This window comes from Mesorhizobium sp. W067 (assembly GCF_054719525.1).
This window is the reverse complement of the sequence record NZ_JBTTII010000001.1, coordinates 2791868-2807508: the sequence shown is the minus strand read 5'-3', so window position 1 is coordinate 2807508 and position 15641 is coordinate 2791868. Positions and strand designations below refer to the sequence as shown.

At 63.9% G+C, this 15641-nt stretch carries 15 protein-coding genes; 4 read left to right on the top strand and 11 right to left on the bottom strand.

Going from position 1 to position 15641, the window contains the following annotated elements:
• The first annotated feature begins 41 nt into the window (after positions 1–41).
• The 4 genes from ACYG97_RS13780 (at position 42) to ACYG97_RS13765 (ending at position 5360) form a co-directional block, all read left to right on the top strand.
• Entirely contained in the window at positions 42–2165 is a 2124-nt protein-coding gene (locus ACYG97_RS13780) for an ABC transporter permease (protein WP_023733140.1), read from the top strand.
• On the top strand, positions 2162–3211 hold the full coding sequence (locus ACYG97_RS13775; RefSeq protein WP_023733139.1) for an SMP-30/gluconolactonase/LRE family protein: 1050 nt from the start codon (positions 2162–2164) through the stop codon (positions 3209–3211). Before ACYG97_RS13780 ends, ACYG97_RS13775 begins: the two co-directional genes overlap by 4 nt.
• Complete coding sequence (locus tag ACYG97_RS13770; RefSeq protein ID WP_023733138.1) at positions 3211–4707, top strand: sugar ABC transporter ATP-binding protein; 1497 nt, start codon at positions 3211–3213, stop codon at positions 4705–4707. Before ACYG97_RS13775 ends, ACYG97_RS13770 begins: the two co-directional genes overlap by 1 nt.
• A 245-nt stretch (positions 4708–4952) precedes the next feature.
• Entirely contained in the window at positions 4953–5360 is a 408-nt protein-coding gene (locus ACYG97_RS13765; RefSeq protein WP_023668181.1) for a carboxymuconolactone decarboxylase family protein, read from the top strand.
• A gap of 45 nt (positions 5361–5405) precedes the next feature.
• Here ACYG97_RS13765 and ACYG97_RS13760 read toward each other — a convergent pair whose 3' ends face one another.
• The 11 genes from ACYG97_RS13760 to ACYG97_RS13710 all read right to left on the bottom strand — a co-directional run bounded on the left by ACYG97_RS13760 (position 5406) and on the right by ACYG97_RS13710 (position 15630).
• A complete protein-coding gene (locus ACYG97_RS13760; protein WP_023733137.1) occupies positions 5406–6293 on the bottom strand; it encodes an amidohydrolase family protein in 888 nt (295 codons plus the stop codon).
• The gene (locus ACYG97_RS13755; protein ID WP_023733136.1) at positions 6293–7429 is read right to left on the bottom strand and encodes a vWA domain-containing protein; all 1137 of its coding nucleotides are present in this window, start codon (positions 7427–7429) and stop codon (positions 6293–6295) included. The genes ACYG97_RS13760 and ACYG97_RS13755 overlap by 1 nt, the downstream gene beginning before the upstream one ends.
• A 235-nt stretch (positions 7430–7664) precedes the next feature.
• Positions 7665–8549: an AAA family ATPase gene (locus ACYG97_RS13750; RefSeq protein ID WP_023733135.1), complete on the bottom strand. Its 885-nt coding sequence runs from the start codon at positions 8547–8549 to the stop codon at positions 7665–7667.
• Entirely contained in the window at positions 8549–9553 is a 1005-nt protein-coding gene (locus ACYG97_RS13745) for a xanthine dehydrogenase family protein molybdopterin-binding subunit (protein WP_023733134.1), read from the bottom strand. The genes ACYG97_RS13750 and ACYG97_RS13745 overlap by 1 nt, the downstream gene beginning before the upstream one ends.
• Position 9554: 1 nt before the next feature.
• Positions 9555–10922 carry a xanthine dehydrogenase family protein molybdopterin-binding subunit gene (locus ACYG97_RS13740; RefSeq protein ID WP_023733133.1) on the bottom strand — a complete coding sequence of 456 codons (1368 nt, stop codon included), beginning with the start codon at positions 10920–10922 and terminating at the stop codon, positions 9555–9557.
• Positions 10923–10933: 11 nt separating this feature from the next.
• Positions 10934–11416 (bottom strand): (2Fe-2S)-binding protein, encoded by a 483-nt coding sequence (locus ACYG97_RS13735; RefSeq protein ID WP_023733132.1) that lies wholly within the window; start codon positions 11414–11416, stop codon positions 10934–10936.
• A gap of 61 nt (positions 11417–11477) precedes the next feature.
• Positions 11478–12272: an FAD binding domain-containing protein gene (locus tag ACYG97_RS13730; RefSeq protein ID WP_023733131.1), complete on the bottom strand. Its 795-nt coding sequence runs from the start codon at positions 12270–12272 to the stop codon at positions 11478–11480.
• 16 nt (positions 12273–12288) lie between these two features.
• The gene (locus tag ACYG97_RS13725) at positions 12289–12732 is read right to left on the bottom strand and encodes an SRPBCC family protein (RefSeq protein ID WP_023687951.1); all 444 of its coding nucleotides are present in this window, start codon (positions 12730–12732) and stop codon (positions 12289–12291) included.
• Between the two features lie 111 nt (positions 12733–12843).
• Complete coding sequence (locus ACYG97_RS13720) at positions 12844–13671, bottom strand: AraC family transcriptional regulator (RefSeq protein WP_023733130.1); 828 nt, start codon at positions 13669–13671, stop codon at positions 12844–12846.
• A 150-nt stretch (positions 13672–13821) separates the two neighbouring features.
• On the bottom strand, positions 13822–14592 hold the full coding sequence (locus ACYG97_RS13715; protein ID WP_023712093.1) for an SDR family oxidoreductase: 771 nt from the start codon (positions 14590–14592) through the stop codon (positions 13822–13824).
• Between the two features lie 39 nt (positions 14593–14631).
• Positions 14632–15630 carry an ABC transporter permease gene (locus ACYG97_RS13710; protein WP_023673048.1) on the bottom strand — a complete coding sequence of 333 codons (999 nt, stop codon included), beginning with the start codon at positions 15628–15630 and terminating at the stop codon, positions 14632–14634.
• Positions 15631–15641: the final 11 nt, after the last annotated feature.

Below are 15641 nucleotides of genomic sequence, written 5' to 3'. Positions count from 1 at the left end.
CAATCCGGTCACCTCGTTCCCTCATGGAATAGCAGCCGCCGATGTCCTTTCGCGAACGCCTCCAGTCATGGCGCTACAATCTCGTGCCCGACCATCTGGTCGGCGAAATCCTGACAAAACGCTGGACCGACAACGCCATTCCGTTCCTGGCGCTGGTGGCGACGCTCAGCGTGTTCGGCTCGATCATTCCCGGCTTCTTCAAGCTGACCTCGCTGCAGGAATCGACCCGCCAGCTCGGCGAGTTCTCGATGGTGGTCACCGGCATGACGGTGGTGATGCTGGGCGGCGGCATCGATCTGTCCGTCGGTTCGATCTTCGCGCTGTCCTGCTTCTCCGCCGTCTATGTCTTCTTCATCCTCGAACAGTCTATCTGGCTGGCGCTGGCGGCATCGCTTGCCACCGGGCTCATCTTCGGCGCCGTCAACGGCTACCTCGTCGGCTATCTCAGGCTGCGCGCCTTTCTGACTACGCTGGTCACCTTCATTTTTGGCCGGGCGCTGTTCGATATTCTCGTCACCACCTATGCCGCAGACGTGCAGCTTTCCCAGGCGACATCCGATGTGCTCGACTTCATCGGCGACAGCACCTTCTGGGGGCTTTCGGTCTCGGTGTGGCTGGCGATCATTCTTGCCATCGTCACCCATATCGCGCTGACGCGCTCACGGCCGGGCTGGCATGTGCTGGCGGTCGGCGGATCCAGGCGCTCGGCGCACAATGCCGGCATTCGCGTGCGCCGCACCGTGTTCATGACCTATGTCTTTTCCGGCTTCTGCGCCTCGATTGGCGGCTTCCTGATCGCTTGCCGCCTGAGTGGGGCAGGGCCGGGCACCGGCCTCAACCTTGAGATCATGGCGCTGACGGCGGCGGTGGTCGGCGGCGTCAGCCTGGGTGGTGGCCGCGGCTCGGTCATCAAGGGGCTGATGGGCGCCATCATCGTGCTGACCATGACCAACGGGCTGATCCGGCTGGGCTATGGCACCGGCACCAACCAGATGGTGCTGGGCATCATGCTGGCGGTGGCGGTGACGATCGACATTCGCTGGCTGAAGAACCGCCATAAGGTGCTCAACGAAGTCTATGTCGCGCCGGTCTATCTCAAGATGGGCGAGACACAGTCTGCGGTGCCGGGCTCAGGCACGCCCTACGCGCTCGACAACCGGCTGTCGGCGGCCGACCATATCGGGCTCGGCGAGTTGGAAGGGCCGGAAGACGTCATCCTCGACCGCGACGATCACCTCTATTGCGGCACGCGCCATGGCGAGATCGTCCGCTTCTTCGCGCCGGATTACGTTAAGTCGGAGGTGTTTGCCCACATCGGCGGCTTTCCGCTGGGCCTGGCCTTCGACAAATCGGGCAATCTGATCAGCTGCGTCGGCGCCATGGGACTCTATTCCGTCTCGCCGGATCGGGAAGTGAAGCGCCTGTCGGCCGAGACGTCGCGCTCCTGGACCTCGATCGTCGACGATGCGCGGCTGCGCGACCCCAATGATTGCGACATCGCGCCGGACGGGCGCATCTATTTCACTGACTCCACCAAGCGCTATGACGCGCACGATTGGGCGCTGGACTCGATCGAGAACCGCGCCACCGGCCGGCTGCTGGTCTATGACCCGAAGGACGGTTCGACGAAGACACTGCTCGACGGCTACCGCTACACCAATGGCGTGTGCATGGCGCATGACGGTAAGTCGCTGTTCTTCGCTGAGAGCTGGGCCTGCCGCGTCCACCGCTACTGGCTGGAAGGGCCAAAGGCGGGCGCCGCCGAATGCGTCATCCGCGACATGCCGGGCTATCCCGACAACATCAACCGCGCCTCCGACGGCAATTACTGGATGGCGTGGCTCGGCATGCGCACGCCCAGCTTCGACCTGTCGCTGCGCCATCCCGATATGCGCAAGCGCATGACGCGCCGGCTGCCGCAGGACGAGTGGCTGTTCCCCAACATCAACACCGGCGGCGTGGTGAAATTCAACGACAAGGGTGGCATTGTCGAGGCGATGGGCGACCTCACCGGCGGCGCGCATCCGATGGTCACCTCGATGCGCGAGCACAAGGGTTTCCTGTTCGTCGGCGGCATCCTCAACAACCGCATCGGCCGCTACAAGATTGCGGGCGCCGACCCGAACTGGACCAGTTCCGCTTCTTATTGGGGAGCGAAGCCATGATCCTCGATCCTGTGCTCGACCTGTTTCGTGGCAAGGCGGTGACCATCCCACCGCTCGACGGTGCCTTCCGTCCCAACACGCGGCTGGACGAGGCGCCAGTGTTCGCCGATTTGACGGAGCCCGACAATCTTCTGGTTGCCGATGGCCGGCTGCTCGCTTCCAGCGGCAACGCCATCTATTCGCTTGCCGCAGGAGTGGAGCCGAAGGTTGTCGAGACCTTTCCTTCCCCCATCACTGCGCTGGCTCTATCACTGTCGGGAGAACTGACGGTCGGACTTGAGAGCGGCAAGCTGCTGGTCGCCGGCAAGGAGGTTTCGCTGCCGTCTGGCGTCAGCTGCATCACCGCGCTTGCCTATGCCGAGGACGACACGTTGTGGCTGGCCAATGGCTCGGCTGAGCATGCGCCGTCGCTATGGGCCGCCGACCTGATGAAGAAGGGCGCGTCCGGATCGCTTTGGAGGCGGGACGCAGCCGGCGGCGGGTTCCGCAAAGTGGCCGGCGAGATCGCCTTTCCCTATGGGCTCTATCCCACGGGGCGGGATGTGCTGGTCAGCGAAAGCTGGCGTCACCAGCTCGTTCGCTTCGATGGTGCAACCGGTAGCCGCTCGACCGTGCTGACGCATCTGCCCGGCTATCCCGCGCGCCTTGCGCCGGCCGGCGATGGCGGCGCGTGGCTGGCCCTATTCGCGCCGCGCAACCGGCTGATCGAATTCGTGCTGCAGGAAACGCATTACCGGCGCGACATGATCGACCAGGTGCCGCCGGCCTATTGGATCGCGCCGGCGCTGGCCTCCAACCGCAGCTTCCTCGAACCGCTGCAATGTGGCGGCATCCGCACCATGGGCATCCACAAGCCCTGGTCGCCGAGCCGCTCCTATGGGCTGGTGGTCAGGCTCGATCAGAACATGCAGCCGCAATTCAGCCTGCACAGCCGCGCCGACGGCACGCGCCATGGCATCTGCAGCGTGGCGGAAACGGACGGCCGCCTGTTCATCGCCTCCAGGGGCGGCGATTGCGTGCTGGCCATCGACGCAGGAGGTCTCTGATGGAACCGATCGTGCGCCTGGAAAATGTCACCAAGAACTATCGCGGCGTGCCCGCGGTCAGACAAGTCAGCTTCGAACTGCGCAAGGGCGAAATCCACGCGCTGCTCGGCGAGAACGGCGCCGGCAAATCCACGCTGACCAAGATCATCGCCGGCGTCGTCGACGCCACCTCAGGCAAGATGTTCCACAAAGGCCGCGAGATCGCCTACGCCTCGCCGCATGCGGCGCTCGAGGCCGGCATCGCCATGGTGTTCCAGGAGACCAGCCTGGTGCCGTCGATGACAGTGGCGCAGAACCTCTATCTCGGCACCGAAAAGTTTCTCAACCGGCTGCGCGGCACCTACATTTCGGCGCAACAGTTTTTGCAATCGCTGAACTTCCCGGTCGACCCGAACGCCATGGTGGCAACGCTCGGCGCGGCCAAGCGTCAGATGGTCGAGATCGCGCGCGCCGTTCACCACAATGCCGAGATCATCATCTTCGACGAGCCGACGGCGACGCTGACGCCGGAGGAGAAGCGGCACTTTTTCGCACTGATCCGGCGGCTGAAGGCGAACGGCGTCTCGATCGTCTTCATCAGCCATGCATTGGAAGAGGCGCTGATGATCGCCGACCGCATCACAATCCTGCGCGATGGCGAACTGGTGATCACCGACGACACATCGGCCTTCGACCGCGACAAGATCGTCGCCGCCATGGTCGGGCGTACGCTGTCGGGACAGATCTACCGCCAGCGCGACGAGGCCAGGCTGCGCAAGGCCGGCAAGAAGGTGCTGTCGGTGCAGGACATTTCGATGAGCAATGTCGTGCGCAACACCTCCTTCTCGATCTTTCAGGCACAGATCACCGGTGTGTTCGGGCTGATCGGCTCCGGCCGCACCGAGACCTTCAAGATCGTCTCCGGCATCTACAAGCGCGATTTCCTGCGCGGCGGCGCCATCGAGCTGGACGACCGGCCGGTGCGCTATATCGTGCCGAGCGAAGCGGTCGCCGACGGCATCGTCTATGTTACCGAGGACCGCAAGAGCGAGGGCATTTTCGAGACGATGGGCGTTGCCGAGAACCTGTTCGGCGGGCTCCTGGCGGCGGGCCGCGAAAAGGCCTGGGTGATCAACCAGCAGGAGATGCGCACGCTTTCCGCTGAATGGACGAAGACGCTGAACATCAAGGCGATCAACGACAATGCCCGCGTGGTCGAGCTTTCCGGCGGCAACCAGCAAAAGGTGGTGATCGGCAAGGGGCTGGTGCAGCAGCCGCGTATCGTGATCTTCGACGAGCCGACGCGCGGCGTCGATGTGGGCGCCATCGCCGAGATCCACCAGATCATCAACCGGCTGGCCGACGAGGGATTGGCCGTCGTCGTTATCTCCTCCTACCTGCCGGAAATCATGAACCTGTCGGACCGGATTCTGGTGTGCCGGCAGGGCCGCATGGTCGAGGAGTTTTCGCCCGCCGAGGCGACGGAGGAGAAGATCATGTATGCGGCGGTTCATTAGGTTTCTGGTCGGTGTTTGAGGGTGCGCATACGTCGCCAATTGGCGGAGGCCTCAGCGCCTTCGTCATCCTCGGGTCTCCGCGACGGCGCTTCGCGCCTGCTTCGCACGTGAATGAAGCTGAGATGCTTCGGCCAATCGCCATGGTTCTGTCAGCATCAAAAACTGAATCGGAATAGCCGGTTAGCCGCCCTTGCTCGAGACCTGATTCAACCACCTGATCCACCGATTCAACGAAAGGAAACGCCATGGCCGCCACAAAACTCCTCAGCGATGCTGAGGTCGAAAAAATCCCGGTTGCGAAGGCTGTGTTCGATGACATCCGCGCGACGCGCAAATCGGATTTCGTCAACAATTTCTGGCGTGGGCTCGCCAACGATCCGGCCTTGCTGAAACGGACATGGGAACAGGTGAAGGTGGTGATGGCCACGGAGAGCGCCATCGACCCGCTGACCAAGGAAATGATCTATATCGCGGTGTCGACCGCCAATGGCTGCTCCTACTGCGTCCATTCGCATACGGCAGCCGCCCGCGCCAAAGGCATGACCGATGCGCAGCATGGCGAGATGGTGTCGATCATCGGGCTGGCCGGGCAGACCAACCATCTGGTGACGGCGATGCAGATTCCGGTCGATCCTGAGTTTGAAGTGAGGTGAGGGGCGGATTTCCCTTCTCCCCTGTGGGAGAGGGGAAGCAGTGCGCTATGCCGGTCTGTAAACCTTCTCGGCCGTGTTCCAGAAGATATCCGCCTCGGCGGCTGCGCCATGCTTGCCTACCGCGGCGCGGTGCGCCTTGATCAGTTCGGCATGGGTCGTCCAGAGTTTTTCGATCGGGAAGTTGGAGCCGAACATCAGGTGGTCAGCGCCCAGAATGTCGATGGCATTGTCGACGATGTAGGCAATCAACGCCGGATCGTTGCGGTGGGCGAAGGTGCCGAGGCCCGACAGCTTGGCGTAGAAGTTCGGCGCTGTTGATAGCGTACTCAGGCCGGCTTTCCAGGCCTCGGTGGTTTCCGGCTCCATGTCGGTCAGCATGCCGGCATGGGTGAGGATGAAGTTGATCTGCGGGTTCTCGCCGACCAGCGTCAGCCCGTCCTTCATCTGGGCAGGGAAAAGCTGCAGGTCGAAGGACAGGCCATAGTCTTTAAGCCGCGCGACATTGGCCCGCACCTTGGGGTCGATGACCTGATCGGCCGAGGCAGCGAAGCGGAAGGCCGGCGTCTCGTGCCAATGCAGCTGCATGCGCACGCCGCGCAGCAGCGGGTACTTTTTCAATCGATCGATCTGGGGCCGGACATCGTCGACAGTCATATCGGTATAGCCGACGATAGCGTGCGGCCAGCCGGTCTCGTCGGCAGTCTTCTGCAGGAAGGCGACTTCTTTTTCGAAATCCTCCTTGGCCCAGTTGGTCTGGACATAGACGGCCTTCTCGACACCTGCGCCTTGCTGATCGGCGAGAAATTCCTCGATCGGATAGTCGCGGCGGATCGGTTCGTAGGGGCCGAAAATGCGCGGCACCATCGGCCCGACCAGCCATGGCTGGTCCTGCTGGCGCCAGATGTGGAAATGCGCGTCGATGGCTTTCTGCATCACGATACCCTTTTCCAGATTGCCGACGCCGCCGGGGCGGGGCGGGCGAGCGACAGGATGAAATCGGTGAGGCTCCCGAGCGACGAGCCGTCGATGAGATCGTCGAGATCAGGCAGGATGGCGCGGAGCGCTGCCGTGGCGGGAAGGAAACGCGGGTCACCGGCCAGCGGTGTGGCCAGCGACAGGCGAAAGGCGCGGGCGCTCAGCCGGCGCATTGCGGTCTCGAGATCGGCATGGTCGCCGCGCTCCAGCGCGTCCGACAGGATGATCACAGCGGCACCGCGGGCGAAAGCTGAGAAACGCGGCACCGAGAGGAAGGCGAGCAAGGTCGGTCCCATGCGCGTGCCGCCGTCCCAGTCGTCGACGAGTGCCGCCGCGCGGGCGAGAGCCTGGTCGCGATCGCGGATACGCAGTGCGGACGTGATGCGGGTGAGCCGCGTGCCGAAGGTGAAGATTTCGGCACGGTCAGCACCTTGTACGGCGGCGTGCGCCAGTTTGAGGTAGTCCGCCGTGTGCAGCTTCATCGAGCCGGAGACGTCGATCAGGATCAGCAGTTTGCGCGCCACCGTCTGGCGGCGGCGCAGCTGTGGCGAGGGGATATCGCCATCGGCGCTGACGATTTCCCTGAGCGAGCGGCGCAGATCGAGCTTGCCGCGCGAATGGGTGCGCACGGTGCGGAATGAGCGGCGCGCGGGGAGGGCTGAAGCGAGCTTGCGGCGGAAGGGCCCAAGGCCATCGTCGTCGCGGAGGAAGTCGCGGCTGCTGAGCTGTTCGATTGCCGACGACAGCTCGCCGCCTTTCTCCTGGCGCGTGGTCTGTTTCTCCTCCTGGCGCGTGCCGTGATCGTCCTTGATGCGGGTTTCCTCGTCTTCCTCGCCTTCGATCGAGGGTTGGTCATCGCCATGGAAGTGATTGCGAAAATGCGCCTCGAATTCGCCGCGGCGATCGGGCGGGGGGGCAAGCGTTGCGAGCGCCGCCTCGCGGATGTCGGCCATCGAGCGGGGACCGAGCAGGGTGACCGCCTGCATGAAGCTGGAGACCTGCTCGGGGGCGACGGCAAAGGCGTGGCGGCGCAGCAGCCGGGCGAAGTGGAGGAAGGGCGCGGAGGCGAGAGGAAGGGTTCCCTGACGCATCATTCCTTCGCGCCCCCCTCTGTCCTGCGGGACATCTCCCCCACAAGGGGGGAGATCAGCAGCTTTGGCGCTTCGGTTCTTTCTGCGCCGCTGGAGATTGGCGAAAGCCAGGATGACGGCTGATCTCCCCCCTTGTGGGGGAGATGTCCGGCAGGACAGAGGGGGGCGCTGTCCCGCCAGCGTTGCGAAGTGCCCAGGTGAGGCCACCTCGCTATGAACGAGCTGTTGACCTCACACGTCACCCCAGCGCCTCCTCGACAATCTGGCCAAGCTCCGGCGCGATCGCGGACAAATCCTCCTCGTCCTTGATAAGCACACCGATGGCTCGGCGGAAGGCTTGCGGCCATGGGCTGCCGCCTTTCTCCAGTATGGTGGCGGCGTTGGCCCATTCTACGGCCTCGGAGATGCCGGGCGGCTTGGCCAGCGGGCGGACGCGGATCTCCTGCACAGCGGCCGCCACGGCGCGGGCGGTGGTCTCGGCGACATCGCCGGCGCGCAGCATGATGATGGCGGCTTCGCGCTCGGCGTCGGGATAGCCGATCCAGTGATAGACGCAGCGGCGCCGGAGCGCTTCGGCGAGTTCGCGGGTGCGGTTCGACGTCAGGATGACGATCGGCTGCGCTTCGGCGCGGATGGTGCCGCGTTCGGGAATGCTGATCTGGAAGTCGGAGAGGAATTCCAGAAGTAGCGCTTCGAATTCGTGGTCGGAGCGGTCGATCTCGTCGACCAGCAGCACGCGCTGCTCCGGCGCCCGCAGCACCTGCAGCAATGGCCGCGCGATCAGAAAGCGGTCGTCATAGATGTCGATCTCATGCTCGCCGGCATGGCGGATGGCGAGCAGCTGGCGCTGGTAGTTCCATTCGTAGAGCGCGTGTGCTGCGTCGATGCCTTCATAGCATTGCAGCCGCACCAGATCGCGGCCGAGGGCTTCGGCGATGGCCTTCGCCGCTTCCGTCTTGCCGACGCCCGGCGCGCCTTCGAGCAGCAGCGGTTTGCCCAGCCGTATCGCCAGGAAGATCGCGGTTGCGAGGCTGTCGTCGGCGAGATAACGCGACGCGGCGAGATGGGACGCCACCGCCTCCGGCGAGGTCGCGACAGTCTCTGCGTTCACCTCTGGCGTCATCAGTTCGCCGCTTGCGCCTTCAGCGCGCGCAATATGCGCTCCGGTGTGATCGGCAGCGTATCGATGCGCACGCCGACGGCGTCGAAGACGGCATTGGCAACCGCGGGGATCTGCGGGTTCGCGCACATTTCGCCTGGTCCTTTGGCACCGTAAGGACCATCCGCCGACGGCCGCTCCAGCACGATGATCTCGGTTTGGGCGAGATCGCCCGGTCCCGGCATCAGATACTGGTTGAAGTCGGTGCCGCCATGGTCGCGGTTGGGATAATAGGGCTCGGTCGTTTCGTAGAGCGCGTGGCTGATGCCCATCCAGGAACCGCCGACCAGTTGCTGCTCGACCATTTTCGGGTTCAGCGCGCGGCCGATCTCAAAGACGTTCTTCACGGTTAGCACCGTAACCTCGCCCGTCTCGTCATCGACCTCGACTTCGGCCACCGTGCAGGCATGGGCGTAGCAGGTCGACGGCTTCATCGCGCCGGTCTCTTTCTCCGGATAGGAGCGCGGGATCAGGAACATGCCGCGCCCGGATATCGAGCGCCCGCGCTTGAAATGCGCCGACAAGGCGACATCGAAGATCGAGATCGACTTTTGCGGCGCGCCCTTGACCAGAATATTGCCCTGGCCGTCAGTCTCAAGGTCGGAAGCGTTGACCTCCAGCTCTTCCGCCGCCACTTCCAACATCACCTGGCGCGCTTCCTTGGCCGCCTGGATGACGGCATTGCCGGCGCGGTGGGTGCCGCGCGAGGCGAAGGTACCCATGCAGTGCGGGCCGGTGTCGGTGTCGGCGGTGTCGATGGTGACCCGGTCGGTCGGCACGCCGATGGTCTCGGCGCAGATCTGCGCCATGATCTGCTTCAGGCCCTGGCCGAGATCGACCGACGAAAGTGTGACCATAAAATTGCCGGTCGGCGTCGAATGCACCAGCGCCTGCGTCGGGTCGCCGCCAAGGTTCATGCCCGTCGGGTAGTTGATCGCGGCGACGCCGCGTCCGCGCCTTAGCGCCATCTCAAGCTCCCTTCTTGTAGGAGGACATCGCCATATACTTCTCCGCCACAGGCCAGTTGGCGGCGCGCGACGCCTCCTGCATACACTCGATCAGCGCCGCTCCTTCGGTCGGCTGGCGATGCGCCTTCATGTCGCCATCGCGATAGGCGTTGATGAAGCGGAATTCGAGCGGGTCCATGCCGATCAGCCGCGCCAGCTTGTCCATCTGCACCTCAAGCGCGAAGTCGCCGATGGTGACGCCGAAGCCGCGCATCGCGGAGGAGGGTGTGCGGTTGGTGTAGACGCAGTAGGTGTCGATCCAGACATTGGGGATGGTGTAGGGGCCGGGATAGTGCGCCGCTCCCTTCTGCGCGCCATAAGGCGAGTGGCGCGAATAGGCGCCGGCATCGGTATAGCCGGTCACCTTGCGCGCAACGATGCGGCCGTCGTTCATCACGCCGTCCTTGATGATTATCTTTTCGGCGGCGCGCGGCGAGGAGATCTGCATCTCCTCCTCGCGGCTATAGACGAAACAGACTGGGCGTCCGGTTTGTTTAGCGCCAAGAATGGCGATCGGCTCGACGATGACGTCGACCTTGCCGCCAAAGCCGCCCCCGACAGTGCCGCCGACGAAATGCAGTTTTGAGCCGGGCATCTGCAGGATGATCGAGGCGTTGTCGAGGGTGAAGAACATCGCCTGGGTGTTGGTGTAGCAGGTGAAGCGATCATTGCCTTCGGGCACCACGACGCAACCGGTGGTCTCGGTCGGCGCATGCTCGATCGGCGAGGATTGATAACTCTGTTCCAGGATGTGGTCGGCGCCGGCGAAGCCCGCCTCGACATCGCCGAAGCGCACCTTGCGGCATTCGCCGCTGTCATAGAGATAATAGTTCTGGCCGTGATATTCATTGACCAAAGGCGCGCCAGGCTTCAGCGCTTCTTCCATGTCGAAGACGGCCGGCAGCACCTCATAATCGACCTTGACCTTGGCTGCCGCTTCCTGAGCCGCGCGCTCGGTCTCGGCCAGCACCGCCACCACCGCCTCGCCCTTCCAGCGTACCTTGCCGTCGGCCAGCACCGGCTCGTCTTCCGGTCCGACCTGGATCAGGATCAGGATGGTGTAGACATTGTGCGGCACATCCTTGGCGGTGAGGATTTTCACCAGGCCGGGATGCTTCTCCGCTTCGGAAGTGTCGATCGAACGGATGCGGGCATGGTGGTGCGGACTGCGCACCATTTTCAGGTGAAGCATATTCGGGACGTTGCGGTCGGCGAAATAGGCGGTCTTGCCCGTCACATGTCCCGGCGAATCCAGCCGCGGCCGCCCATGGCCGATCTCGTGCAGGCCGTCCTTGCGCTGATCGGCGAAATAGTTTTTGCGCAGTTCCATTCTTTTGGTCCTTAGGCCGCGTTCTGCGAATTGGCTCGGGCCGCCGTCAGCACCGCCTGGATGATCGGCTCGTAGCCGGTGCAGCGGCAGATGTTGCCGGACAGCGCCTCGATCACGTCCTCGCGGCTCAGATTGGGCGTGTGGTCGAGCAGCACCTTGGCGGCCATGATCATGCCCGGCGTGCAGAAGCCGCATTGCGTGGCGAAGGCATCGAGGAAGGCACGCTGCAGCGGGTGCAGCACGCCGGCCTCAGCGAGGCCCGATGTGGTGCGGATGTCGGCGCCGCTGCAGGTCTCGGCCAGGGTCAGGCAAGAGAGCCGGAGTTCGCCGTCGATGATGACCGAACAGGCGCCGCAGGTGCCCTGGTGGCAGCCGCCCTTGGGCGAGGTGTCGCCGATCTTGTCGCGCAGCGCGTGCAGCAGTGTCGTGCCGCTGTCGACAAATTCGGCCTTCTCCGAGCCATTGAGCGTGAACTGAACCGGAACCTTTGCCATGTTTTTCCTCCCAGCGCGCCTGCCCGGTTGATCGGACAGACGCGCGCCCCCCAAGCGGTGGTTAAGTAAGCAGCAGCCGGCCGAGATGGACCGGCAGAACCTCGGCGCGATACCAGGCGCTGGCGATCGGGTCGGTGATTGGCGAAGTGCCTTCACCGGCTGCAGCCAGCGCCGCTGCGACGCCGTCCTGCTCGAGCCTGCTGCCGATCAGTGCCTTTTCCGCAGCACGGGCGCGCATCGGCCGGTCTGCCATGCAGCCGAGCGCGATCCGCGCCGAGGAGACAGTGCCGTCGCCGGCCTGTTCGAGAACGGCGGCGATGCTGAGCACGGAGACGCCCTTCGGCTTGACCCGCGACACTTTCAGGAAGCGGAAATTCTCGGCCTTCGGCAACGCGAAGGCGACTGATGTGACGATGGCGCGGCTGTCGTCCCGCCTGGCCAGAAAATCCTCGATAGGCAATTCCCCTTCATCGGTGCCGACCGTCGCATCCAACGCCAGCAGGGCGACAGCGAAATCACCGTAGGGCGCGGGTGCGAACAGATTGCCGCCGACAGTCGCCATATTGCGGATTGCCGGGCCGCCGACGGCGCGTGCGGCCTTGGACAGCGCCGCAAGCTCCGGATGGCGGGCGATAGCCGCCATCGTCACCGAAGCGCCTATGCGGACCTTGCCGCCGGCAACGGTGATCCCGGAGAGGGTCGGATCGGTCGAGCGGACGAGGCCGGTGACGGAGACATCGCCTTCATTGGCGGCGCGCACGACCAGCGTGCCGCCGCCGAGATAGCGGGTGCCGGGCGCCTTCAGCGCCGCGTTGGCATCCCTGACGGCCGAAAAGGTCTGGAGGGCAAGCGCCATGGCAGTCTCCCCTGACTCAGCTCTGGCCAGAAAAATGGCTCTTCAACGCATTGAAGCCACCCTGGAAGACATTGGCGGCCATGCCGGCGGCGATCTTGTCGGCCTCTTCGGGCGCCGCGTCGAAAGTTGCGGTCCATTCAGCATAGGTGCGGTCGCCGTCGGTCACGCGGCGCAATTGCAGCGTTGCCTTGTGATTGGTCAGCGGCTGCGGCGTCTCCAGGATGGAGTAGCTGACGCGGAAATTCGAATCGGAGAAGTCGAGCAGTTTCTCGCGGATACGCGCGCCGCTGGCGAGCTCGAAATTACGCACGCAGCCGATGGTTTCGGCGCTCTTGCCGTCTTCGATATGGCTCTTGACCATGCGCGGATGCCAGCCCGGCAGGCCGTTGAAGTCGCGGATGCGCGCCCAGACCTTTTCGACCGGCGCGTCGATGACGCTGGAGACGGTGACTTCAGCCATATGATCATTCCCCTACGAATTCGATACGCTGCAGGGTAGGGCGGCGGCCGGCGCTGCGCTTATCAATGGGTCTTGCGGCCCTATCAAGGAGTCTGAAAAAGAACGGCCCGTTCAGGCCATGGCACGCGCCGCTTCGCGGTAAAGCGTCGGCGGCACGCCGACATGGTCGCGGAAGAAGCGCGAGAAATTGCCCTGGGTGGTGAAGCCGAGATTGCAGGCGACCGAGATCAGCGGCTCCTGCGACCACTGCAGCTGCCGCACGGCTTCCTCCATGCGCAGCGTGTTCCAGTAGACGTTGGGCGTCAGATTGGTCTGTTCCTTGAATAAAGCGAAGAAGTGCGGCCGCGACAGGCCGACGCTGCGGGCGACGTCGTCGAACGAGATGCGCTCGCAGACATTGGCCTTCATCAGCTGGATCGCCTTGCGGACGCGGAAATCCTGCATGGTGTTGACGCGGATGCGCGCCTCCTGCGGCGCCGAGGCGTCGGCAGCGTCAAGCACGCTATCGATGAAGCGCTCGATCTCGTAATTGGCGACGTCGTCGATGCTTTCATTATCGCTCAAATGATCGAGCAGGTTGGCGGCGGCCTGGTGCAGCCATGGTTCGAGCGTGATCGCAGCCTGTGCAAACAACGGCGCCGACGAAGGCAGGTCGCGGCGCCGGCGCGCCCAATCCGGATCGATGTAGAAAGCGAGGAACAGGCCGGGCCTGCCGTTCTGCGACAGAATGTGGCTGTGTGGCTGGTAGGAATTGATGCCGGCGGCGGTGCCGGGACCCAGCGGCACCGTCTCGCGGCCGACGGTCATCTCGCCGGCCGTGCCCTCCAGCCAGATGATGATGTGGGCCTCGACATGCGCATGGGTGACGAAGTCGCTGGCGACATTCAGGACAGAAACATGTCCGAACCGGCCCCAATAGAGCCTGATCGCGTCCGTCATGGGTTATACCTCCCGCAGACGACTGGCCTCCCTTCGCCTGCGACGGGATTGTGCGGCTGAGTTCGGGCTCGCGTCAAGGCTGGGAGGTGTGGTGAGCTTGGGGGGCCGCTTATGCCGACGGATTTTCAGACTGAGCGATAGGGTTTCCCGTCAAACCGAAGCCGTCATGCCGCCGTCGACATAAAGCGTATGGCCGTTGACGAAGGACGAGGCGTCGGAGGCGAGGAACACGGCGGCGCCGATCAGTTCGTCGACATACCCCCAGCGGCCGGCCGGCGTGCGCTTTTCCAGCCAGGCGGAGAATTCCTGGTTGTCGACCAGCGCCTGGTTCATCTCGGTGCGGAAATACCCGGGGGCGATGGCATTGATCTGCAACCCGTATTTCGCCCAGTCGGTGCACATGCCACGTGTCAAATTGCGGATTGCGCCCTTGGTGGCCGTATAGGGCGCGATGTTGGGCCGGGCGAGTTCGCTCTGCACCGAGCCGATGTTGATGATCTTGCCCTTGCCGCGCGCGATCATATTGCGGGCGACCGCCTTGCCGGCATGGAAGGCGCCGGAGACATTGGTCTTGAACAGCCGCTCCCACTGCTCCTCGGGAAAGTCCTCGAGCGGAGCGCGGAACTGCACGCCGGCATTGTTGATCAGGATGTCGATGGCGCCGATCTCGGCCTCGATGCGGGCGACATCGGCATCGACCGCGCGAAAATCCGTCACGTCGAAGGTCGAGGGGTGCGCTTTGAAGCCGGCGTCGCGCAAGCCGGCGACAGCACCGGCAACCTTGCCGGCATCGCGGCCGTTGAGCACGACACTTGCGCCATGCTCGGCAAGGCCGCGCGCCAGCGCCAGGCCGATGCCCTGGCCGGAGCCGGTGATCAGCGCCAGCCGGCCGTTGAGGTCGAACAGGGATTTCGATGTCAAGGCAACGGTTTCCAGCCGGAAGATTCAGTCCAAAAACATTCAGTCATTGCGCCTGAAGTTGCGGATCCGGTCGAACAGCACCGCGAGCAGGATGGCGCCGCCGATGAACACGCCTTGCCAGAAAGCATTGATGCCGAGCAGACCAAGGCTGTTGCGGATCACTTCGATGAGCGCGGCACCGACAATGGCGCCGAAGGCGGTGCCGACGCCGCCGGCGAGATTGGCGCCGCCAATGACCGTGGCGGCGATGACCTGCAGTTCCATGCCGGTTCCGAGATTGGTGGTGACGGCGCCCAGCCATCCGGTCTGGATGATGCCGGCAATGCCCGCCGCCAGCGCCGAGATCATATAGACGGCGACCTTGATCTGCTTGACGGGAACGCCGGTCAGCGTCGCCGCGTGCTCATTGCCGCCAATGGCGAAGATGTGGCGGCCAAACTTGGTCCAGCGCAGCGTAAATCCGGTGATCAGCGCCAGAAGGATCATGTAGAGGACCGGATTGGCGATGCCGAACACCCAGGCGCCGCCGCCCAGCGCCAGAAGCTTGTCGTGATCCGGGCCGAACTGGAAGACGACGGTGTTGTTGGAGGCGACCATGGCGAGGCTGCGGGCAATCGACAGCATACCGAGCGTCACCACGAAGGGTGGAAAGCCGAGATAGGCGATCATGATGCCGTTGAAGGCGCCTATGGCGAGCGCGGTGGCGATCGAGGCGAGGATGCCGACCTCGATGGAGTAGCCGGCATGCATGGTGACGGCCAGCACCATCGACGACAGGCAGAGCACCGAACCGACCGACAGGTCGATGCCACCTGTGATGATGACGAAGGTCATGCCGAGCGCGATGATGGCGACGAAGGTGATGTTGCGGGTGATGTTGTAAAGGTTCTTCGACGTGGCGAAGGCGTCGGTGGCAAAAGACAGGAACAGGCAGGCCAGGATGACCGCGATCACCACCCAGAAGGTCTGGCTGGCAAACAGTCTTGCCGGCAAGGATTGCTGCTTTTGTTCGATCGGCTGGTCAATTGTCAGTGCCATCGTCGACCTTC